Source organism: Candidatus Pedobacter colombiensis (assembly GCA_029202485.1).
GTDB classification, from domain to species: Bacteria; Bacteroidota; Bacteroidia; order Sphingobacteriales; family Sphingobacteriaceae; genus Pedobacter; species Pedobacter colombiensis.
The window spans coordinates 2,683,382-2,699,320 of sequence record CP119313.1 but is presented as its reverse complement, the minus strand read 5'-3'; the positions used below and the strand labels follow the sequence as shown (position 1 = coordinate 2,699,320).

Sequence of the window (15,939 nt, the reverse complement as noted above, 5' to 3'; positions counted from 1 at the left end):
TTATCATTGATTTGTCAGTTTAAATAAATACTTAAAACCCGAATAATCTTTTCAAGGTATAAGTAGTCTTAATATCAAAATTGAGAGAGATTATGAAAACGGCAAAATTTAAATGGTTATTTATAGTAGGATCTATCATATTGATGACTGGATTTACTACTAACGATGCATTGGCACAACGTCATGGTGGCGGTGGCGGTCATGGAGCATCACGTCCTTCAGGCGGGTCCAGACCCCCAAGCATAGGTAGGCCAGGTATGGGTAGGCCTCCAGGCCATATCAACAGACCTGGTTACAGACCCGGTAGACCGATTTACAGACCTCACTATAGTTATTACAGACCTGGCTTTTCGTATCGCAGACCTTACTATGGTTTTTATAGCTATTACAGACCCTTTTTAGGAATTAGTTTAAGCGTATTGCCTTTTGGATATTATCCATTTTACTTTGGTCCGGATCAGTATTATTATGCAGGAGGCTTTTTTTACCAGCAAGCTGATAACGGATATAAAGTAGTTGTACCTCCGGTAGGCGCACAAGTGCCGAGCATTCCATCTGAGGCAAAAGCCATTTCAATCAATGGTCAGAATTACTACGAATATAAAGGCGTTTATTATAGCACCAGTGTTGATGCGAATGGTAAAACTGTTTATATAGTTGCAGGTAAAGACGGCGTTTTAGAAACCGGTGGTAACAGCAACAACGGGATGCTTGACGAAAGTGGTACAGCATTGCCCAATGTGGGCGACATTGTAACTGAACTTCCGGACAATACCAGAGACGTGGTGATAAAAGGAGTACTATACTATGTTTCCGAAGATGGTGTTTATTACGAAAAAGTAATGGACGGCAACAAGGTTACTTATAAAGTAATTGGCGTAGGCAACTAAAATAATTAATTATTAAAATATAAGAGCAGCCTGATAAGTTACAATTTATCAGGCTGCTCTTTTGTTAATAGGGTAATGATCCGCTCTTTATCATTGATCTGATCCTTTAAGGTCGCAACCAATTCTTTGCAACTTTTAAGTGTTGCTTTCAAATCTCCATATTCTACATGTGCTTCCGCCACCATATTCTGTTCGGCGTCTAAATCTTCAGCACTTTTGAAAAAACAGCAAGGCGATACTTCCAGTATTTCGGCCATAAGCAAGATATCTTTGTATTTAATAGATTCATTGATCAAGCCCAGTCGTAAACCATCAAAGGTTTTGCCCATACTTATGGCAAGCCAACTTAGCGATCTGTGTTTGTCTCTTATAATTCCGTCAATTATTGCTTTTAATGACATCAGCGTTCCTTTTTTATTGCAAAATAAGAATTTTGTGTTAAAAAGCACACGATTTTTGATAAAATCTCATAAAAATATTGTACGGAAAGTCAAATAACTTATTTAATTAACCATAAAAATTTTGGAATATTATCTAATATTTTATATGAAATAGGACATGGCTAAAAAATTTTTATTCTTTTTCTCTTGACAGTAAAGAATTTTTTCTTAGTTTTACGTTCGAGAGCGTTAATTTGCGGGGGCGTAGTCTTTTAGACTTGCTTCCGCTTTTTTTTTACCTGTCTTTGTAAAATAGCTCTAACAATGGGATCAAGCAAAAAAGTTGGGGAGGGATTAATTTTGTTTAGATTTGCATTAAACAGCAATTATATTGGATTCTACCCTGCTTTCATTAATACTACCAGAAGGTCTTAGCGACTATTTTGAATTCGACCGAGCTGCTACAATTGACGGTTCAACCTATATTTATTTGATAGAAAAGAACATTCATCCACAAGAGTTTTCTGGAGATCATCTTTTATCTAAAGGATTCTACGATGAGGCTTCCGTTCGAGACTTTCCTTTGCGTGGCAAACCTTGTTTTTTAAACCTTAAGCGTCGGAAATGGCTCAACACCCGAACAAGTAAGATCGTTTCCCGGGATTGGCAATTAGTTGCCGAAGGCACAAAGATGACTCAAGAGTTTGCCTTTTTTTTTGAAAGACTATTTGGATTCCACCCCAATAAGCTGTAAAAGTCTTGGCCATTTCTTTGGTGTTGACGGAAAGCGTCTGGAAGAGCAATATGCCCGCCATTTAAGTGATTTTACCAGCTGGGATCAGGCGGAACACTCTGAGAATTGGCTGCTTTTTGCTAATAATATGGGGGAATATTTATCAATTGATGAAACTAGCCTTTCACAAGGAGAGCTCTATACAATACTGACTAATAAAGGGGCAAAAGGGAAGAAAGGTGCTTTGGTAGCAATTGTAAAGGGTACTGAAAGCGAGTCGATCATAAAGGTTCTTCACAGAATGAAGGAGCAGGTAAGGAAACAAGTAAAAGAAGTAACCCTTGATCTGGCTCCGACAATGACCAGAATAGTAAAAAGGAGTTTTCCAAAAGCAAAGCTTGTTTCAGATAGGTTCCATGTACAGCAATTGGCTAATGAAGGTGTCCAGGAAATCAGGATTAAACATAGATGGGATGCTATAGAACAGGAAAACAAAGAAATGGATCTAGCCAGAGAAGTAAAGAAGCCTTGGATTCCCGAACTTCTGGAAAATGGAGATACGATAAAACAGTTACTGGCTAGAAGTAGGTATTTGTTATTTAAAAAAGAAGTAAACTGGACTCCTTCACAAAATCACAGGGCAGAACTGTTATTTAAGCTATACCCAGATTTGCAGCAAGCGTATAAAGCCTCCCAGGAACTGTCTTCAATACTCAGCCATTCAAAAACTAAAATGATTGCCTTTAAAAAGTTAGCCTTATGGTATAACAAGATAGAAAAAATGGACTATAAATCCTTCAATACCATATCAAGAACCATTCAGAACAATTATGAAACAATATTAAACTACTTTGATAACAGATCCACTAATGCCTCCGCAGAATCTTTTAATGCGAAGATTAAAGCTTTTAGAGCGCAATTTAGAGGGGTAAGAAATGTCAAATTTTTCCTATTCAGGTTATCAAAAATATATGCCTAATCCCTCCCCAACTTTTTTGCTTGATCCTAACAATGCGCTAAAGCCTTTTATGGCATATCATTACCCTTTTAAAGTTTAACCTGACGGATGATATTTCTGAGATTTAGCTCAATGATATCAGTCATACTTTTGCATTCAAGGTATAACGGATCATTAAAATAATCGGCCATCCCTAATTTTAAAGTGTCTATATTTTCGGGAGTGGTGAGTACTTCCATTTTGGATACATCCCGCAAATCCGCCAGTCGATGTCTTTCGCTACGAACCCGGTGCAATAAAGAAGACTTTTCTTCCTGCTGATACTGTAAATAAGTTTTATCGGTTAACTGTTCCATTCCCAATTTAACATAGGGGAAGTTCTCTTTAAAGAACTGTGGCAGGTATACCTTTATATTTCCCTCATAAAACTGTTGGTCAAAATCAATGGCCCTAATCCTAAACTGTATGTCATCAAAATCAGGCGTAATCTGTACCACAAAATTATAAGCCCTCATATCGCCCAGCAACATCACCAAACAACGTTCGTTAAATTTTACAAACTCCTTTGCGATACGAGTTGGGTTGTATTCGGAGTTGTGCAGGTAGGTTTTAGCGAATATATCGCCTGGGATTCCTGCAATATGCTCTTCAATCAGCGTTTGCCGATCTACCAGATAGTTGACCTGGTTGGGTGATAGGATGTGTTCCAGTTCTAAACCATATATCCTTGAAGCATCAGCTTTTTTAACATAGAAATAATCGTAAACATCATTTAAGCGGTTTACAATCCTCACTCTGAAAGGATGTGTGTTACCAAAGGTGCAGTATTCAATCTTATCGATGTATTTATGCTGTACAATACGCAAATTGCCTGAGGCCTTTAAGTTGGCATACACTATTTTTAAGCCATTGTGCAGGTCTGCAATCCTGTCGTTTGCATAAATTGGAGCTTCCCATAACGAATCCTTACCATCCTTGTCCATAATGGGAAAAGCCTCACTAAACATCAGCAGGTCATCATAAGTAATAGGTAGTTTAGATTCCCGCTGATAGACTTTAAGGTATTTCTGTAAGGCAGGCGATACCGGGAATATGGGCTTCTTACGGGAAATTCTTACATCGTTGGATTCCATGGGTAGGTAATTTATGTTCAATTTCGGGTATTTCATTTGAATTTCATAATGATGTAGGTTTAAAGTCATATCGTTTCAGATATAAGGAATATACTAACCGTGGAATGTAGTTTTGTGTTAAGATGAAAACACTGCTCAAAAACATTCCTTATTCCGTACTCGACCTCGCAACAGTAATAGAAGGCAAAACACCTGCCGATACTTTTAAAAACAGTTTAGATCTGGCCCAACATGTAGAAGGTTGGGGATACAATCGTTACTGGCTGGCTGAGCACCATAATATGGTTAGCGTGGCAAGTTCTGCCACTTCTGTAGTGATTGGACATATTGCCGGTGGAACCAAAACCATCAGGGTGGGTTCAGGCGGTATCATGCTGCCAAACCATTCGCCTTTAATTATTGCCGAGCAATTTGGTACACTGGCATCTTTATATCCCGGACGTATTGATTTGGGATTGGGCAGGGCTCCGGGTACAGATCAGCTTACCGCAGCAGCGATAAGAGGTGATTTGCGTTTTCAGGCTGCACAGGATTTCCCAAGGGAGGTTGTGAAATTACAGACCTACTTATCTGCTGAGAACAGCAACAGTCATGTAAGGGCTATCCCTGGCGAAGGGTTGGATATCCCGATTTGGATACTGGGCTCAAGTACTGATAGCGCACGTTTGGCAGCTGCAATGGGTTTACCTTATGCCTTTGCCAGCCACTTTGCTCCGGCGCAATTCATCACGGCGATTAATCTATACAGACAAAACTTTAAACCATCTGTTCACCTGAGTGAGCCTTATGTACTGGCTTGTGTAAATGTTGTTGCCGCAGATACTGATGCAGAAGCAAACCGCCTGGTGACTTCGCTTTACCAGCTATTTCTGGGGATTGTTACCGGAAAGCGCAAGTTGTTACAGCCTCCTGTTGACAATATGGATACGGTATGGGATGTATATGAAGAAGAACAGGCCAGTCAAATGCTGGCATGTACATTTGTTGGTAGTAAAGAAACACTTAAGGCAGATCTTCAGCAGTTTGTAGACCAAACCGGAGTTAATGAGATTATGGCTACTTCGCATATATTTGACCATCAGGCCAGATTAAGATCTTATGAACTTTTAGCAGAAGTCTTTAAAGCCTAGTCTTTCTATTTTAACCATTTCCTTTATACAGCAGGAAAAAACACCTAGGCAAAGAAATACCTGGAATCATTGAGTCAATATTATGATTATTTGAAAATAATTATTTAATATTGGTTGTATCTTAATAAAATAAATTTAAAACTTAGTTTTAAGTTTAGATAGGTAAGAAGTTTTAACCAAATGACATCCGGATTGCTTAGTTTATGGAACTGTATAGAGACTTTTCTGATACTGAATTGGTAGACTTATTAAAGTCTGGGAACAGAACTGCATTTACAGAAATCTTTAATCGATATCAATCTTTACTTTACATTTTTGCCTATAAGAAGATTGGTGATAGGGAAGAAGCTAAAGATCTTATTCATGAACTTTTTCTTACATTCTGGGAAAAACGCGATATACTAAATATATCCGGTGGAGTACCTGCTTATCTGTTTACCATCCTTAAAAACCGGATATTTGATTTGTATAAACACAAAAAAGTGTCCCAACGTTATCTCGAAACCTTTCAGAAGTATCTCGATACAGAACAGAATGCCACTGATTATCTGGTGCGCCACAATGAATTGGCTAACCTTATTGAAAAGGAAATCGCTAACCTGCCTTATAAAATGCGTGAAGTATTTGAGCTGAGCCGGAAAACCAACCTGTCCCGTAAAGAAATTGCAACAACACTGAGCTTATCCGAGCAAACCGTTAAAAGCCACATGCATCATGCACTAAAAATATTAAAAACTAAACTGGGGTCGCTGGTGATCCTGGTTTTATAGGTTTATTTTTTTCATTTTTATTTAACCCCTGTGTTCAGCCAAATCGTTATGTAATTAAAATAGCATGAAATGATGCAGCATAATGACGCGGAAAGCTTATTGAAAAAATACCAATCTGGATCATGTAGTCCGGCAGAGCAGAAAATGGTAGAGGATTGGCTTACATATGGCGAGGCAAGAACGTTCGACTTAACAGAAAAGGAACTTGATGAGGATTTAAAGGATTTGCAGATTCGGGTATCCCGCATTCCCGTTGTAAAACGGATCAGCTTATGGCCACGTATTGCTGTGGCAGCAGCAGTACTGCTAACTCTGGGTATTGGCTTTTACTTTTACCCTAAATTTAAGAATGACAATGATATAACTGTAATTGCTGCACATAAAGACATTCCTTGTGGAAAGAATAAAGCCATTTTAACTTTGGCCAATGGGGCTAAGATTTCTATTACTGATGCTTTAAATGGCGAATTGGTAAAGGAATCTGGTGTGGTGATTTCTAAAACTTCCAATGGACAATTGGTTTATCAGGTGACCGACAAAACAGCTGTTTCGGGCACGAAGGAAGCCTATAATACAATTGAAACACCTAAAGGTGGTCAACACCAGGTTATACTGCCTGATGGTACCAGAGTTTGGTTAAACGCAGCATCTTCTATTAAATTCTCCGAAAGATTTACAAATATTCCTGAACGTAGAGTTGAACTTAAGGGGGAGGCCTATTTTGAGGTTAGCAAAGATAAAAAGCACCCTTTTATTGTAAGAACGGATAAGCAGGAAATTGAAGTGTTGGGCACGCATTTTAACATCAATAGCTATGCAGATGAGCAAAAATCCGTCACCACACTATTGGAGGGATCGGTTAAAACAGCACCAGTGGGCTATGAAAATGGGAAAGCTGGTGTGGTACTGCATCAGCTATCAACAATCATTAGTCCCGGTGAACAGGCAAGCTCAACGCATGGTGATATAAAGGTGGCGATTGCCGATATAGAACAGGTTATGGACTGGAAAAATGGTGATTTTATGTTTAAGAAGGAAAGCCTTGCAGGTATCATGAGAAAAGTATCACGCTGGTATGATGTAACGGTTGAATATGATAAAGAAGTGGATCAGAATCAAACCTATAGTGGTTTTGTTTCCAGATCTAAGAACATTTCAGAAGTACTAAAAATTATGCAATCTGCCGGACGGCTTAAGTTCGATATTACTGGCAAAAAGGTAATTGTAATGAAATAAACAAAACAAAACAAAACTTAACCAAACAAACAAGATGAAAAAAGACTACAAAAACAGTACATAAACCGTCATTATAGCAAAATTAAATTTACCGGAAGTGCTGGAAACACCCCCGGTAATTGTTTAATACTTATCCATTAAACCCAAAGATTTGGGTATGGTGTAACCAATTAATTAATGAACGATATGAAGTGTTTCCCCTTGTAAAGTAAGCACTTCATAGATTTAAACAGATTCAAATGTATGAAATTTTACATTAAAAGCCTATGTCGGCCACCGGCTTGCGTAGCCAACTTTTTGTTGATTATGAACCCGTTAAAGGGGATGAACCCAACAATCAAACGACAGATTATTATGAGGGTCAAACTAATTGTAGTATTACTAACAACCACAATTTTACACCTTAGCGCAAGCACTTATAGCCAAAATGTAACCTTAAAGTATAGCAATGCTGCATTGGTAAATGTGTTTAAAGAAATCAGAATGCAAACCGGTTATGATTTCTTTTATAGCGACAAGCTAATGAGTGATGCAAAGCCGGTTAACTTAAACCTGAACAACGTGAGCCTGGACAAAGCTTTAATGATTTGTTTTAAGGACCAGCCACTGAGTTACCGGATAGAAAATAAAACGGTAATTGTAAAGGAAAAGGATGTTTCTGTATTGGACAAAGTGCTTGGCTATTTTGCGATCGTTGATGTACGCGGACGGGTATTGGACGAAAAAGGACTTCCATTGATTGGTGTAAGCGTTAAAGTTAAGGGAAGTACATTAGCCGTGAGTACAAATAGCAATGGTGAATTTGTGATTAAACTTCCCAAGGGGGATGAAACACTTGTGTTTAGCTATATCGGCTATCTAAATAAAGAAGTCGAAGTAAATAACAATACATTAATCAATGTTACACTTTTTGAGGCTAATAAAGGTCTTGAAGAGGTGGTTGTAGTTGGATATGGTACACAAAAGAGGCGAAATGTAATTGGGGCGGTAGCACAGATCAGCAGTGCGGATTTGAAGCAGATGCCAACCATGAACATTACCAATATGCTATCGGGAAGGTTACCCGGGATTACAACCTTGCAGCAATCCGGCCGGCCGGGAGCAGATGATGCCACGCTTAGGATCAGGGGAACCTCTTCTTATCAGGGAAGTCAGGGACCAATTGCCATTGTTGATGGTGTTGAGCGCCCATTTGCTCAATTAGATCCCAATGAAATTGAAAGTATCTCTATCTTAAAAGATGCAGTAGCCCTGTCTGTTTATGGGATACAGGCCGCAAATGGGATCATATTGGTGACCACCAAAAGGGGGAAGGCGCAACAACCAAGCATCAGTTATGATGGCGCCGTTATGGTCAATTCAAACACACGTTTTCCTAAGTTTTTAGATGGCCCTGATTACATGGAGTGGTTTTCGAGAGCAGAAGAAATGGATAATGAATATAGGATTAGCACGGACCAGGACCCTAACCCTTTAACCTACAATAAATCGCAGATCAATGCAATTAGAAATGGGACAAATACCAATCCATTACTGGGAAATACAGATTGGATAGGTGAGTTTTTAGGTAAATCCAGTACTTCTCAAACTCACGGAGTAACAGTTAGAGGCGGAACAGAAAGGGTAAAATACTTCTCTAACATAGGTTACCTGGATCAGGATGGAGTAGTAGCAAATACTGGATATAAGCGGTTTAATCTGCGCACCAATTTGGATGCTAAGTTGAATGATATACTTTCCGTTTCATTTGATATCAACGCCAGGATGCAAAAGACGCATACACCGGGAATATCACCAGACAATGCGTCGTACATGAACCCGTTTTATCAGGCAGTAAGGACTTTGCCGAATATGCCGATGTATGCACCTAATGGGCTGCCAACAGCTTATAACAGTAATGCGGGCTATGTAAATCCAATTGCCTCAGTTTTGAAATCAGGCTATCAGCGAGCTGAAACAAATGTATTTCAGAGTACTTTGGTTTTTAATGTAAAAGTACCCTGGGTAGATGGCCTCTCGGGAAAAGTGCAAACATCGTTTGATAAGAATGCTACAGAGAACAAAGGCTGGGTCACACCCTATCAGTTAATGGGTAGGGGAAGAACGCAGACTACCGGTGATTATACGCTGATTGCCAATCCTCCGGGCATCACCGTGCCTACACTTCGTCAAAGTTACGTTCAAAATAACAGGGTGACTTTCCAACCCAGCTTAACCTATTCCAAAAGCTTTGGTGATCACACCATTAATGCATTGGCACTCTATGAATGGTCGAGATACAACAGTAATTTGTTTTCTGCAGGTGCAAGAAACTTTGCTTTGACTGAGCTGCAAGATATTGATTTTGGCAGTACAGCTGCTGCTGATGTAATTAGTCCAACAGGTTCCAGTGGCTCAACGGCAAGACATGGTTATGTAGGAAGGGTTAATTATTCCTACAAAAATAAATACCTGTTTGAAGTAGCTCTACGTAGCGATGCTTCAATTAATTTCCCTGAAAAAGGACGTTGGGGTTATTTCCCTGGCGCCGGACTGGGATGGGTAGCCAGTGAGGAAAAGTTCTTTGAGCCCTTAAAAAACACAATGGATTTCTTTAAAATCAAGGCTTCTATTGGTATTTTGGGTAAAGAGGAAACCTTGAGTAGTTTTGCTTATCTGCCAACCTTTAGTTTTACAACCAGTCCTGTGGCAGTTATCGGAGGATCAAGTGTCTCTGCATTGTATACCGGGGCACCTCCCAATAAAGACCTTACCTGGGAAAAACATCGGGTTACCAATGTCGGTTTTGAAGCCGAGTTTTGGAAGGGTAAACTGGGGGTAGATTTTGATTACTTCTATAAGGTTGTAACCGACATTCTTACTGGTAGATCGGGCCTTTATCCACCTTCTGTAGGAGGTAATTTCCCTTCGACATTTAATGATGGAATTACCGATAACAGGGGTTTTGACCTTCAGATCAGACACCGCAATACGCTTGGTAAATTTAGTTATGGTATAACGGGTAATTTTAACTGGGCACGAAATAAGATCATTTTAATTAATGAAAATGAGAACCTGCCATCATGGCAAAAAAGAACGGGCAGACCAATAGGTGAGAAACTAGGTTTTGTTGTGGAAGGATTTTACAACACCTGGGAAGAGGCCAGAAATGGTTCTTCACCAAGCAGTGGGATCATAGCCCCGGGGTTCTTTAAATATAAAGATTTGAATGGTGATGGAAAGGTTACCCGCGATGCGGATATGACTTTTGTAGGAAAAAGTAATATGCCAGAAATTATGTATGGGTTAAACATTGAAGCTGCATATGCCGGTTTTGATTTCTCCATGTTGTTTCAGGGAGCAGCGCTATCCAGTGTAGCTTTGGCAGGTGTTTATGAGGGATCATCAGGTACTTCAGGTGTGGAAGACAATACCCCTTTTACCAAAACATTTTACGGGTATGGTAACTCACCATACTATTTGGTTGAGCAGGCCTGGAGGCCTGATAATCAGGATGCCAAATTCCCAAGGTTAACCTCAGGTGGTGTTGCACTTTCGCCGCACAATGCAAATGCTAACTCAGCTTTTATAAAAAACAACGACTATTTAAGGCTGAAGGCTATTCAGATTGGTTATACGTTACCAAGAAGCTTATTTAAATCGAAAATAGAAAAAATGCGCTTTTATGTTTCAGGATTTAACCTGTTTACCTGGGATAAACTGAAATACCTTGATCCGGAAATGCCTAACGTAAATAATGGATTTTATCCTCAGCAGAAGATGATTTCCGCAGGAGTTAACCTAATATTTTAATCTGAGTTATGAGCGTATATTTAAAAACATTAAAAAAATCATTCCTCATAGCAGGTGCAATTCTGGCAATGAGCGGGTGTAAAATAGATACAGATCCATTAGATAAGTACACCGATGTAGCTGTTTATCAGAATCCGGCCAACATCCGCCTTTATATTATAGGGATGTATGCAGAGTTTGGTACTTTTAAATTCGGTACGTTTCCAATCGGTTACGACAATGCTACAGATGCATTAACGGATATCATGAAGTATTCGTCTGGTGTTTCGGGTAACGGAACAGTTAACATCCTTGCGTCGGATGCTTCGAGAGTGAGTGCTGCTGGTCCGATGTTAAATTATTGGACAAGTGCATATGTTAGAATTCGTCGTTTGAATGAATTTTTGGAAGGGTTGGATACCAAAGCACAGGGCCTTGATGAAGGAACTAAACTAAAGTTTCAGGCCGAAGCTCGTTTTATCAGGGGGTATGTTTACTTCTGGTTGGCAAGATTACATGGTAGTGTAATTTTGCTGGATAAACTGACCAGTGAAAAAGACAAGCAACGTTCCAGTGAAGATGATTGCTGGAATTTTATAGCAGCAGATTTTGCCTTTGCAGCCGAATATTTACCTAAAACCTGGGATAGTGCAAATACGGGCAGGGTGACTAAGGGCGCAGCTTACGGAATGCTGGCCAGAACCTGGTTATATGCAGCTTCTATAGCGGAGTACGATAAAAAGCAGTTTAATTCGGATGAATTGACAGGTGTGCCGGCAGCAAAAGCTACTGCTTATTATACCAATGCATCTAAAGCTGCGGACGAAGTGAAGAAACTGGCCGGGGAAGGTTTATATGATCTGGATGCAAATTTCGCTTCTGTTTTTACCAATAAAAACACCAAAGAAGCCATTTTTAAAATAGATTTTATCCGTCCACAGTTAACCCATCAGTACGATCTGGGCTTTGCGCCGCCAAAGGATGCACCTGGACAAGTGTTGGTGTATGGTGTGCCGACTGCAGAGTTAGTGGATGAGTTTGAAATGAGCGATGGCTCAAAGTTTTCATGGTCTAACCCTACAATGGCCGCAAATCCTTATGTGAATAGGGAGCAACGATTTAATGCTTCTATATTATTTAACGGGTCGAGCTGGAAAGGTCGTACGATAAATACAACACCAGGCGATGCGGTTGAAGGGATTACCGAATATGGAGCTTCCACAGATCCTAAAAAGACAGTGAGTGGTTACTATACTAAGAAGTTTCTGGACCCATTGAATACCGATATAGTAGTTAACAAAAGTGACCAGAGCTGGATGGAATTGCGCTATGCAGAGGTGTTATTGATTGATGCAGAAGCAAAATCTAAGATCAATGACATCCCCGGTGCAAAAGCATCATTAAATACGCTGAGAAATAAAAGAGGTTTACCAAATACACCTTCTCAAACGCCTGCAGAGTTAATGCAAGCGGTAGAGCATGAGCGCAAAGTGGAGCTGGCTTTTGAAGGACATCGCTATTGGGATCTTAGAAGATGGAGAAAGGCACATGTTGTGTTGAACAATGTAAGGTTTACCGGCCATAAGGGCGCACCAAATGGGTCATCATTTACCTATAGTACTGTTCCTGTTGACAACGCAAACCGTCAGTTTACACCAGCCTTGTATTACATTCCAATTCCACAGGAAGAGATTTTGAGGAACAATGCAATTACCCAGATAAAGGGATGGTAGTATTTAGTTATAACATTAAACTTTTAGTGATGAAGAGATTATCATTGTTTTTTATAGTTACAGCATTGGCTGGTCTGATGCTTAACTCCTGTAAAAAGGCAGAAAAGGTAGTTCGTAATACGAAGAACGACCTGAGTGATATTTATGGTACGATTGAAGGGATGGGAAGTAGTCGTCTTTTTGAACCTATCTTTAGTGCGAACAGGGATACGATATACTTTGAAATGCCCTATTATTATCCTGTCAATTCGGATAATGCGGTAGATCTGACAAAGATTATCATCAGGTCTACAGTACCATCAGATGCAATGGTAACACCTGCATTGGGTGTTGTTCAGGATGTATCAAAACCTTTTAAATTAAATATAACTTCAGGTTCTGGTGACGTCAGGTCCTTTGTGGTTGTTTCTAAAAAGGTGGGCGATGTTTCGATCACCAAGGCAAAAGTACAGTATCAGACAGGAGCTTCAACACAAGAAATAGAGGCAGTAATTAAAGGCGACGATGTATTGTTTTACATTTTACCTGGGACAGACTTATCGGCAGCAACATTAAACCTGGAGATTAACAGCCACTCTACCAGCTCTATTGCAAGTGGATCAACCATCAATTTGTCAAAGAATTTGCCGCTAACGATTACTGGTGTGGATGGTAGAAAGAAGACATATACCCTAAAAGCCGCAGAACCTGTTAAATTGGATTATGGTGTAGGTATAAATAGAAGGTTATGGTCTAAAACTGCTGCCGAACTAGGTTTTACGGCCAATAATGAACCCTCATTAGCCGTGTCCGGTGATTATCTGGTTACAGTTGTTCGTACAAACCCGGCGGTTTACAGGGTATTTAACAGACATACCGGTGCGTATATTAAGAACATGCCACTGCCATTTAGTGCCCTGGCTATGCAGATTGTAAATGATGCCGATGGCAATTTAATAGGCACAACTTATGCGGCTAAAAATGGCAATTTTATCGTTTACAAGTGGACTGATGTGGATGCTACTCCGGTTAAACTGATTGAGTGGACAAATAACAATCCTGCCGGAATAACCGGTGATGGTGGAGTAGGAAGGCGACTTAATATTTATGGAAGTGTGAATAGCGATGCGGTGATTATGAGTACCGGCGGTCAATCTTCAGTAATCTATAAGTGGAGAATTGTAAATGGGGTACTGGTCAAGAATACACCGGATGTGATTACTTACAAGTCAGTTACAGGTGGTTCAACCACTTTTATGGGCTATCAGGCAGATGCGCAACCTGTTTCTACTGATGCAAATACGGACTATTTTATCAATTACCAATTTGAGATTGCTTTGGTAAATGGTGTTTCGAACGAGCGTAGCATAGGCTTTGCAAATGAGAGTGCTGTATTTGGTTTATTCCATTTTGCTACCGATTACATCGTGTTTAATAAGGCTAAGTATCTTGCAATTCAGAAGTTTGTGAAAACAACGAGTTATAATAATGCCATACTTGGATTGTATGATGTAACCGAGAGTTCGAAGATTAGTCTATCTGCAGCAGATCCAAGGTATCGAACTTTTAACATCTACAACTCTGAAGAGTTTTTAGGGGCAACTGTAAATAGCAACGGTACCGGGGATGTGTGTTTTGGACTTTCGCCGGATAAAGAACGGTTACAGGTATATATGTTGCTTACCAATGGTGGTATACTGGCACATGAGTTTACTAAATACGCTCCTTAATATCTATCAATACCCTGCAGCTTATCGCGTGGTTAGTCGGTAAGCTGCTAATTATGATTAACCTAAAAATTAAATCTGATGAAGAAGATTATTTATAAAATATGCATATGGTCTGCAGTTTTGATTGTCGGTTTTACAGCCTGTAAAAAATCAAATGTTGCCAAAAAATTGTTGCCTGATGAAACGACCAACATCTTGCCGGATACCATGCGCCGCAATGAAGCCATTGCATGGGTAGATGCCCGTTCTAATGTTTTTGGTACTTATGGCAGATTTAACGATACCGCCAAGATCCGAAGAACGTTGGATACGCTTAAGCAGGTTGGTGTAACCGGTCTGGTGCTGGATGTAAAAGGTTCAAATGGGTATACCATGTATCCGAGTAACTATGCTCCCCAGATAACGAGTATGGATGGAAAAACTTTTACACCAGGGGTAGATTATGTCGGGTTTATGATTGCCGAAGCAAAAAAGAGAAACTTTAAGATCTATGCTTCGATTGTAACCTTTGTAGAAGGATCGGCGGGTAAAGGTAAAGTATATGAAGATGCAGTATGGAGAGATCAGTATCAGTCTATTGTATGTGACGAAACCGGAAAACGGGTACCGATTGTATCTACAGGTAAAAATGGCTTTGTAAACCCTTCAATTCCGGCAGTTCAGGAGCGTGCACTCAATATCGTTAAGGAAATAGTAGGTAAGTATGATATTGACGGTTTATTGCTTGATTATGCACGTTACACAGATATCAATGCTGATTTTTCTGATTACAGTAAAAATGATTTTATCAAATTCCTGGAAACGAAATACGATGATAGTCAGGCAAAACGAATGGATTTTCCTTTAGATATTGTTAAAAGCTGGAAAATCGTAAGCGGGGTAGTTACGCCGAATGTTACCGGCAAGTACTATAAACGCTGGTTACTTTATCGTGCTACTGTAATTCATGATTTTTTTGTAAAAGCAAGAGCTGCGGTTAAAAGTGTGAAGCCAAATATGAAGTTTGGTGTTTATGTAGGCGCCTGGTACACGACTTATTACTCGGTAGGAGTAAATTGGGCAAGTGAAGATTATGACCCTTTTAATGATAATGAGTTGCGTTTCGATTGGTCTTATCCGGATTACAATAAAACAGGTTATGCGGAGCAGTTGGATCTTTTAATGACGGGTAACTATTTTACGCAATTGATGCTGGTGGATAATCCGGCGACGGCAGGTTTGGCTTATCACTGGTGGAGTGTAGAAGGCTCCCTGAAAGGTACGAAGTATATCACAAGGAATAAAATGCCTTTATATGGCAGTTTAGATATGGGAAATGTGGATTGGCCCAATCAACAGGCCATTAGCAATACGATTAAATACATTCGGGCAAATGCATCAGGTGGGGTGATGCTTTTTGATGTAGTGCATGTATATGCGCCGCAGTACAATAGACTGAAACAGCCACTCTGGGATGCACTAAGAGAAGGTTTAAAGAAATAATGCGTTAGGTTTGG

Annotated in this window: 12 protein-coding genes; 10 read left to right on the top strand and 2 right to left on the bottom strand. The window is 39.7% G+C overall.

Going from position 1 to position 15,939, the window contains the following annotated elements; genetic code table 11:
* Positions 1–92 precede the first annotated feature (92 nt).
* A complete protein-coding gene (locus P0Y49_11530; GenBank protein ID WEK17425.1) occupies positions 93–890 on the top strand; it encodes a hypothetical protein in 798 nt (265 codons plus the stop codon).
* A 38-nt stretch (positions 891–928) separates the two neighbouring features.
* Here the strand turns inward: P0Y49_11530 and P0Y49_11525 are convergent, their stop codons facing one another.
* On the bottom strand, positions 929–1,291 hold the full coding sequence (locus tag P0Y49_11525) for a hypothetical protein (protein WEK17424.1): 363 nt from the start codon (positions 1,289–1,291) through the stop codon (positions 929–931).
* A gap of 370 nt (positions 1,292–1,661) precedes the next feature.
* On the opposite strand from P0Y49_11525, the gene P0Y49_11520 reads away from it, so the two are divergent.
* Together P0Y49_11520 and P0Y49_11515 are read left to right on the top strand one after the other, a co-directional pair.
* The gene (locus P0Y49_11520; GenBank protein WEK17423.1) at positions 1,662–2,024 is read left to right on the top strand and encodes a hypothetical protein; all 363 of its coding nucleotides are present in this window, start codon (positions 1,662–1,664) and stop codon (positions 2,022–2,024) included.
* Entirely contained in the window at positions 1,987–2,982 is a 996-nt protein-coding gene (locus P0Y49_11515; GenBank protein WEK17422.1) for a transposase, read from the top strand. Before P0Y49_11520 ends, P0Y49_11515 begins: the two co-directional genes overlap by 38 nt.
* Before the next feature lie 68 nt (positions 2,983–3,050).
* On the opposite strand, the gene P0Y49_11510 is transcribed toward P0Y49_11515, so the two are convergent.
* Positions 3,051–4,094 carry a hypothetical protein gene (locus P0Y49_11510; GenBank protein WEK17421.1) on the bottom strand — a complete coding sequence of 348 codons (1,044 nt, stop codon included), beginning with the start codon at positions 4,092–4,094 and terminating at the stop codon, positions 3,051–3,053.
* 122 nt (positions 4,095–4,216) lie between these two features.
* Here P0Y49_11510 and P0Y49_11505 point away from each other — a divergent pair, with 122 nt between their 5' ends.
* The 7 genes from P0Y49_11505 to P0Y49_11475 all read left to right on the top strand — a co-directional run bounded on the left by P0Y49_11505 (position 4,217) and on the right by P0Y49_11475 (position 15,925).
* Positions 4,217–5,224, top strand: a complete 1,008-nt coding sequence (locus P0Y49_11505) for an LLM class flavin-dependent oxidoreductase (protein WEK21759.1) — start codon at positions 4,217–4,219, stop codon at positions 5,222–5,224.
* Positions 5,225–5,427: 203 nt separating this feature from the next.
* Positions 5,428–5,994: an RNA polymerase sigma-70 factor gene (locus P0Y49_11500; protein ID WEK21758.1), complete on the top strand. Its 567-nt coding sequence runs from the start codon at positions 5,428–5,430 to the stop codon at positions 5,992–5,994.
* Between the two features lie 69 nt (positions 5,995–6,063).
* Positions 6,064–7,230, top strand: coding sequence for a FecR family protein (locus P0Y49_11495; protein ID WEK21757.1), 1,167 nt, complete (start codon positions 6,064–6,066; stop codon positions 7,228–7,230).
* Between the two features lie 354 nt (positions 7,231–7,584).
* Entirely contained in the window at positions 7,585–11,022 is a 3,438-nt protein-coding gene (locus tag P0Y49_11490; GenBank protein ID WEK21756.1) for a TonB-dependent receptor, read from the top strand.
* A gap of 8 nt (positions 11,023–11,030) precedes the next feature.
* Positions 11,031–12,734, top strand: coding sequence for a RagB/SusD family nutrient uptake outer membrane protein (locus P0Y49_11485; protein WEK21755.1), 1,704 nt, complete (start codon positions 11,031–11,033; stop codon positions 12,732–12,734).
* Positions 12,735–12,763: 29 nt separating this feature from the next.
* Positions 12,764–14,443 carry a DUF5018 domain-containing protein gene (locus P0Y49_11480; protein WEK21754.1) on the top strand — a complete coding sequence of 560 codons (1,680 nt, stop codon included), beginning with the start codon at positions 12,764–12,766 and terminating at the stop codon, positions 14,441–14,443.
* Positions 14,444–14,521: 78 nt separating this feature from the next.
* Complete coding sequence (locus tag P0Y49_11475; GenBank protein ID WEK21753.1) at positions 14,522–15,925, top strand: family 10 glycosylhydrolase; 1,404 nt, start codon at positions 14,522–14,524, stop codon at positions 15,923–15,925.
* Positions 15,926–15,939: the final 14 nt, after the last annotated feature.

What these genes read in the sequence shown, in the direction of transcription:
- P0Y49_11530 (WEK17425.1), top strand. Translation starts at nt 93, where the DNA reads ATGAAAACGGCAAAATTTAAATGGTTATTTATAGTAGGATCTATCATA.
- P0Y49_11525 (WEK17424.1), bottom strand. Translation starts at nt 1,291, where the DNA reads ATGTCATTAAAAGCAATAATTGACGGAATTATAAGAGACAAACACAGA.
- P0Y49_11510 (WEK17421.1), bottom strand. Translation starts at nt 4,094, where the DNA reads ATGGAATCCAACGATGTAAGAATTTCCCGTAAGAAGCCCATATTCCCG.
- P0Y49_11505 (WEK21759.1), top strand. Translation starts at nt 4,217, where the DNA reads ATGAAAACACTGCTCAAAAACATTCCTTATTCCGTACTCGACCTCGCA.
- P0Y49_11500 (WEK21758.1), top strand. Translation starts at nt 5,428, where the DNA reads ATGGAACTGTATAGAGACTTTTCTGATACTGAATTGGTAGACTTATTA.
- P0Y49_11495 (WEK21757.1), top strand. Translation starts at nt 6,064, where the DNA reads ATGATGCAGCATAATGACGCGGAAAGCTTATTGAAAAAATACCAATCT.
- P0Y49_11490 (WEK21756.1), top strand. Translation starts at nt 7,585, where the DNA reads ATGAGGGTCAAACTAATTGTAGTATTACTAACAACCACAATTTTACAC.
- P0Y49_11485 (WEK21755.1), top strand. Translation starts at nt 11,031, where the DNA reads ATGAGCGTATATTTAAAAACATTAAAAAAATCATTCCTCATAGCAGGT.
- P0Y49_11480 (WEK21754.1), top strand. Translation starts at nt 12,764, where the DNA reads ATGAAGAGATTATCATTGTTTTTTATAGTTACAGCATTGGCTGGTCTG.
- P0Y49_11475 (WEK21753.1), top strand. Translation starts at nt 14,522, where the DNA reads ATGAAGAAGATTATTTATAAAATATGCATATGGTCTGCAGTTTTGATT.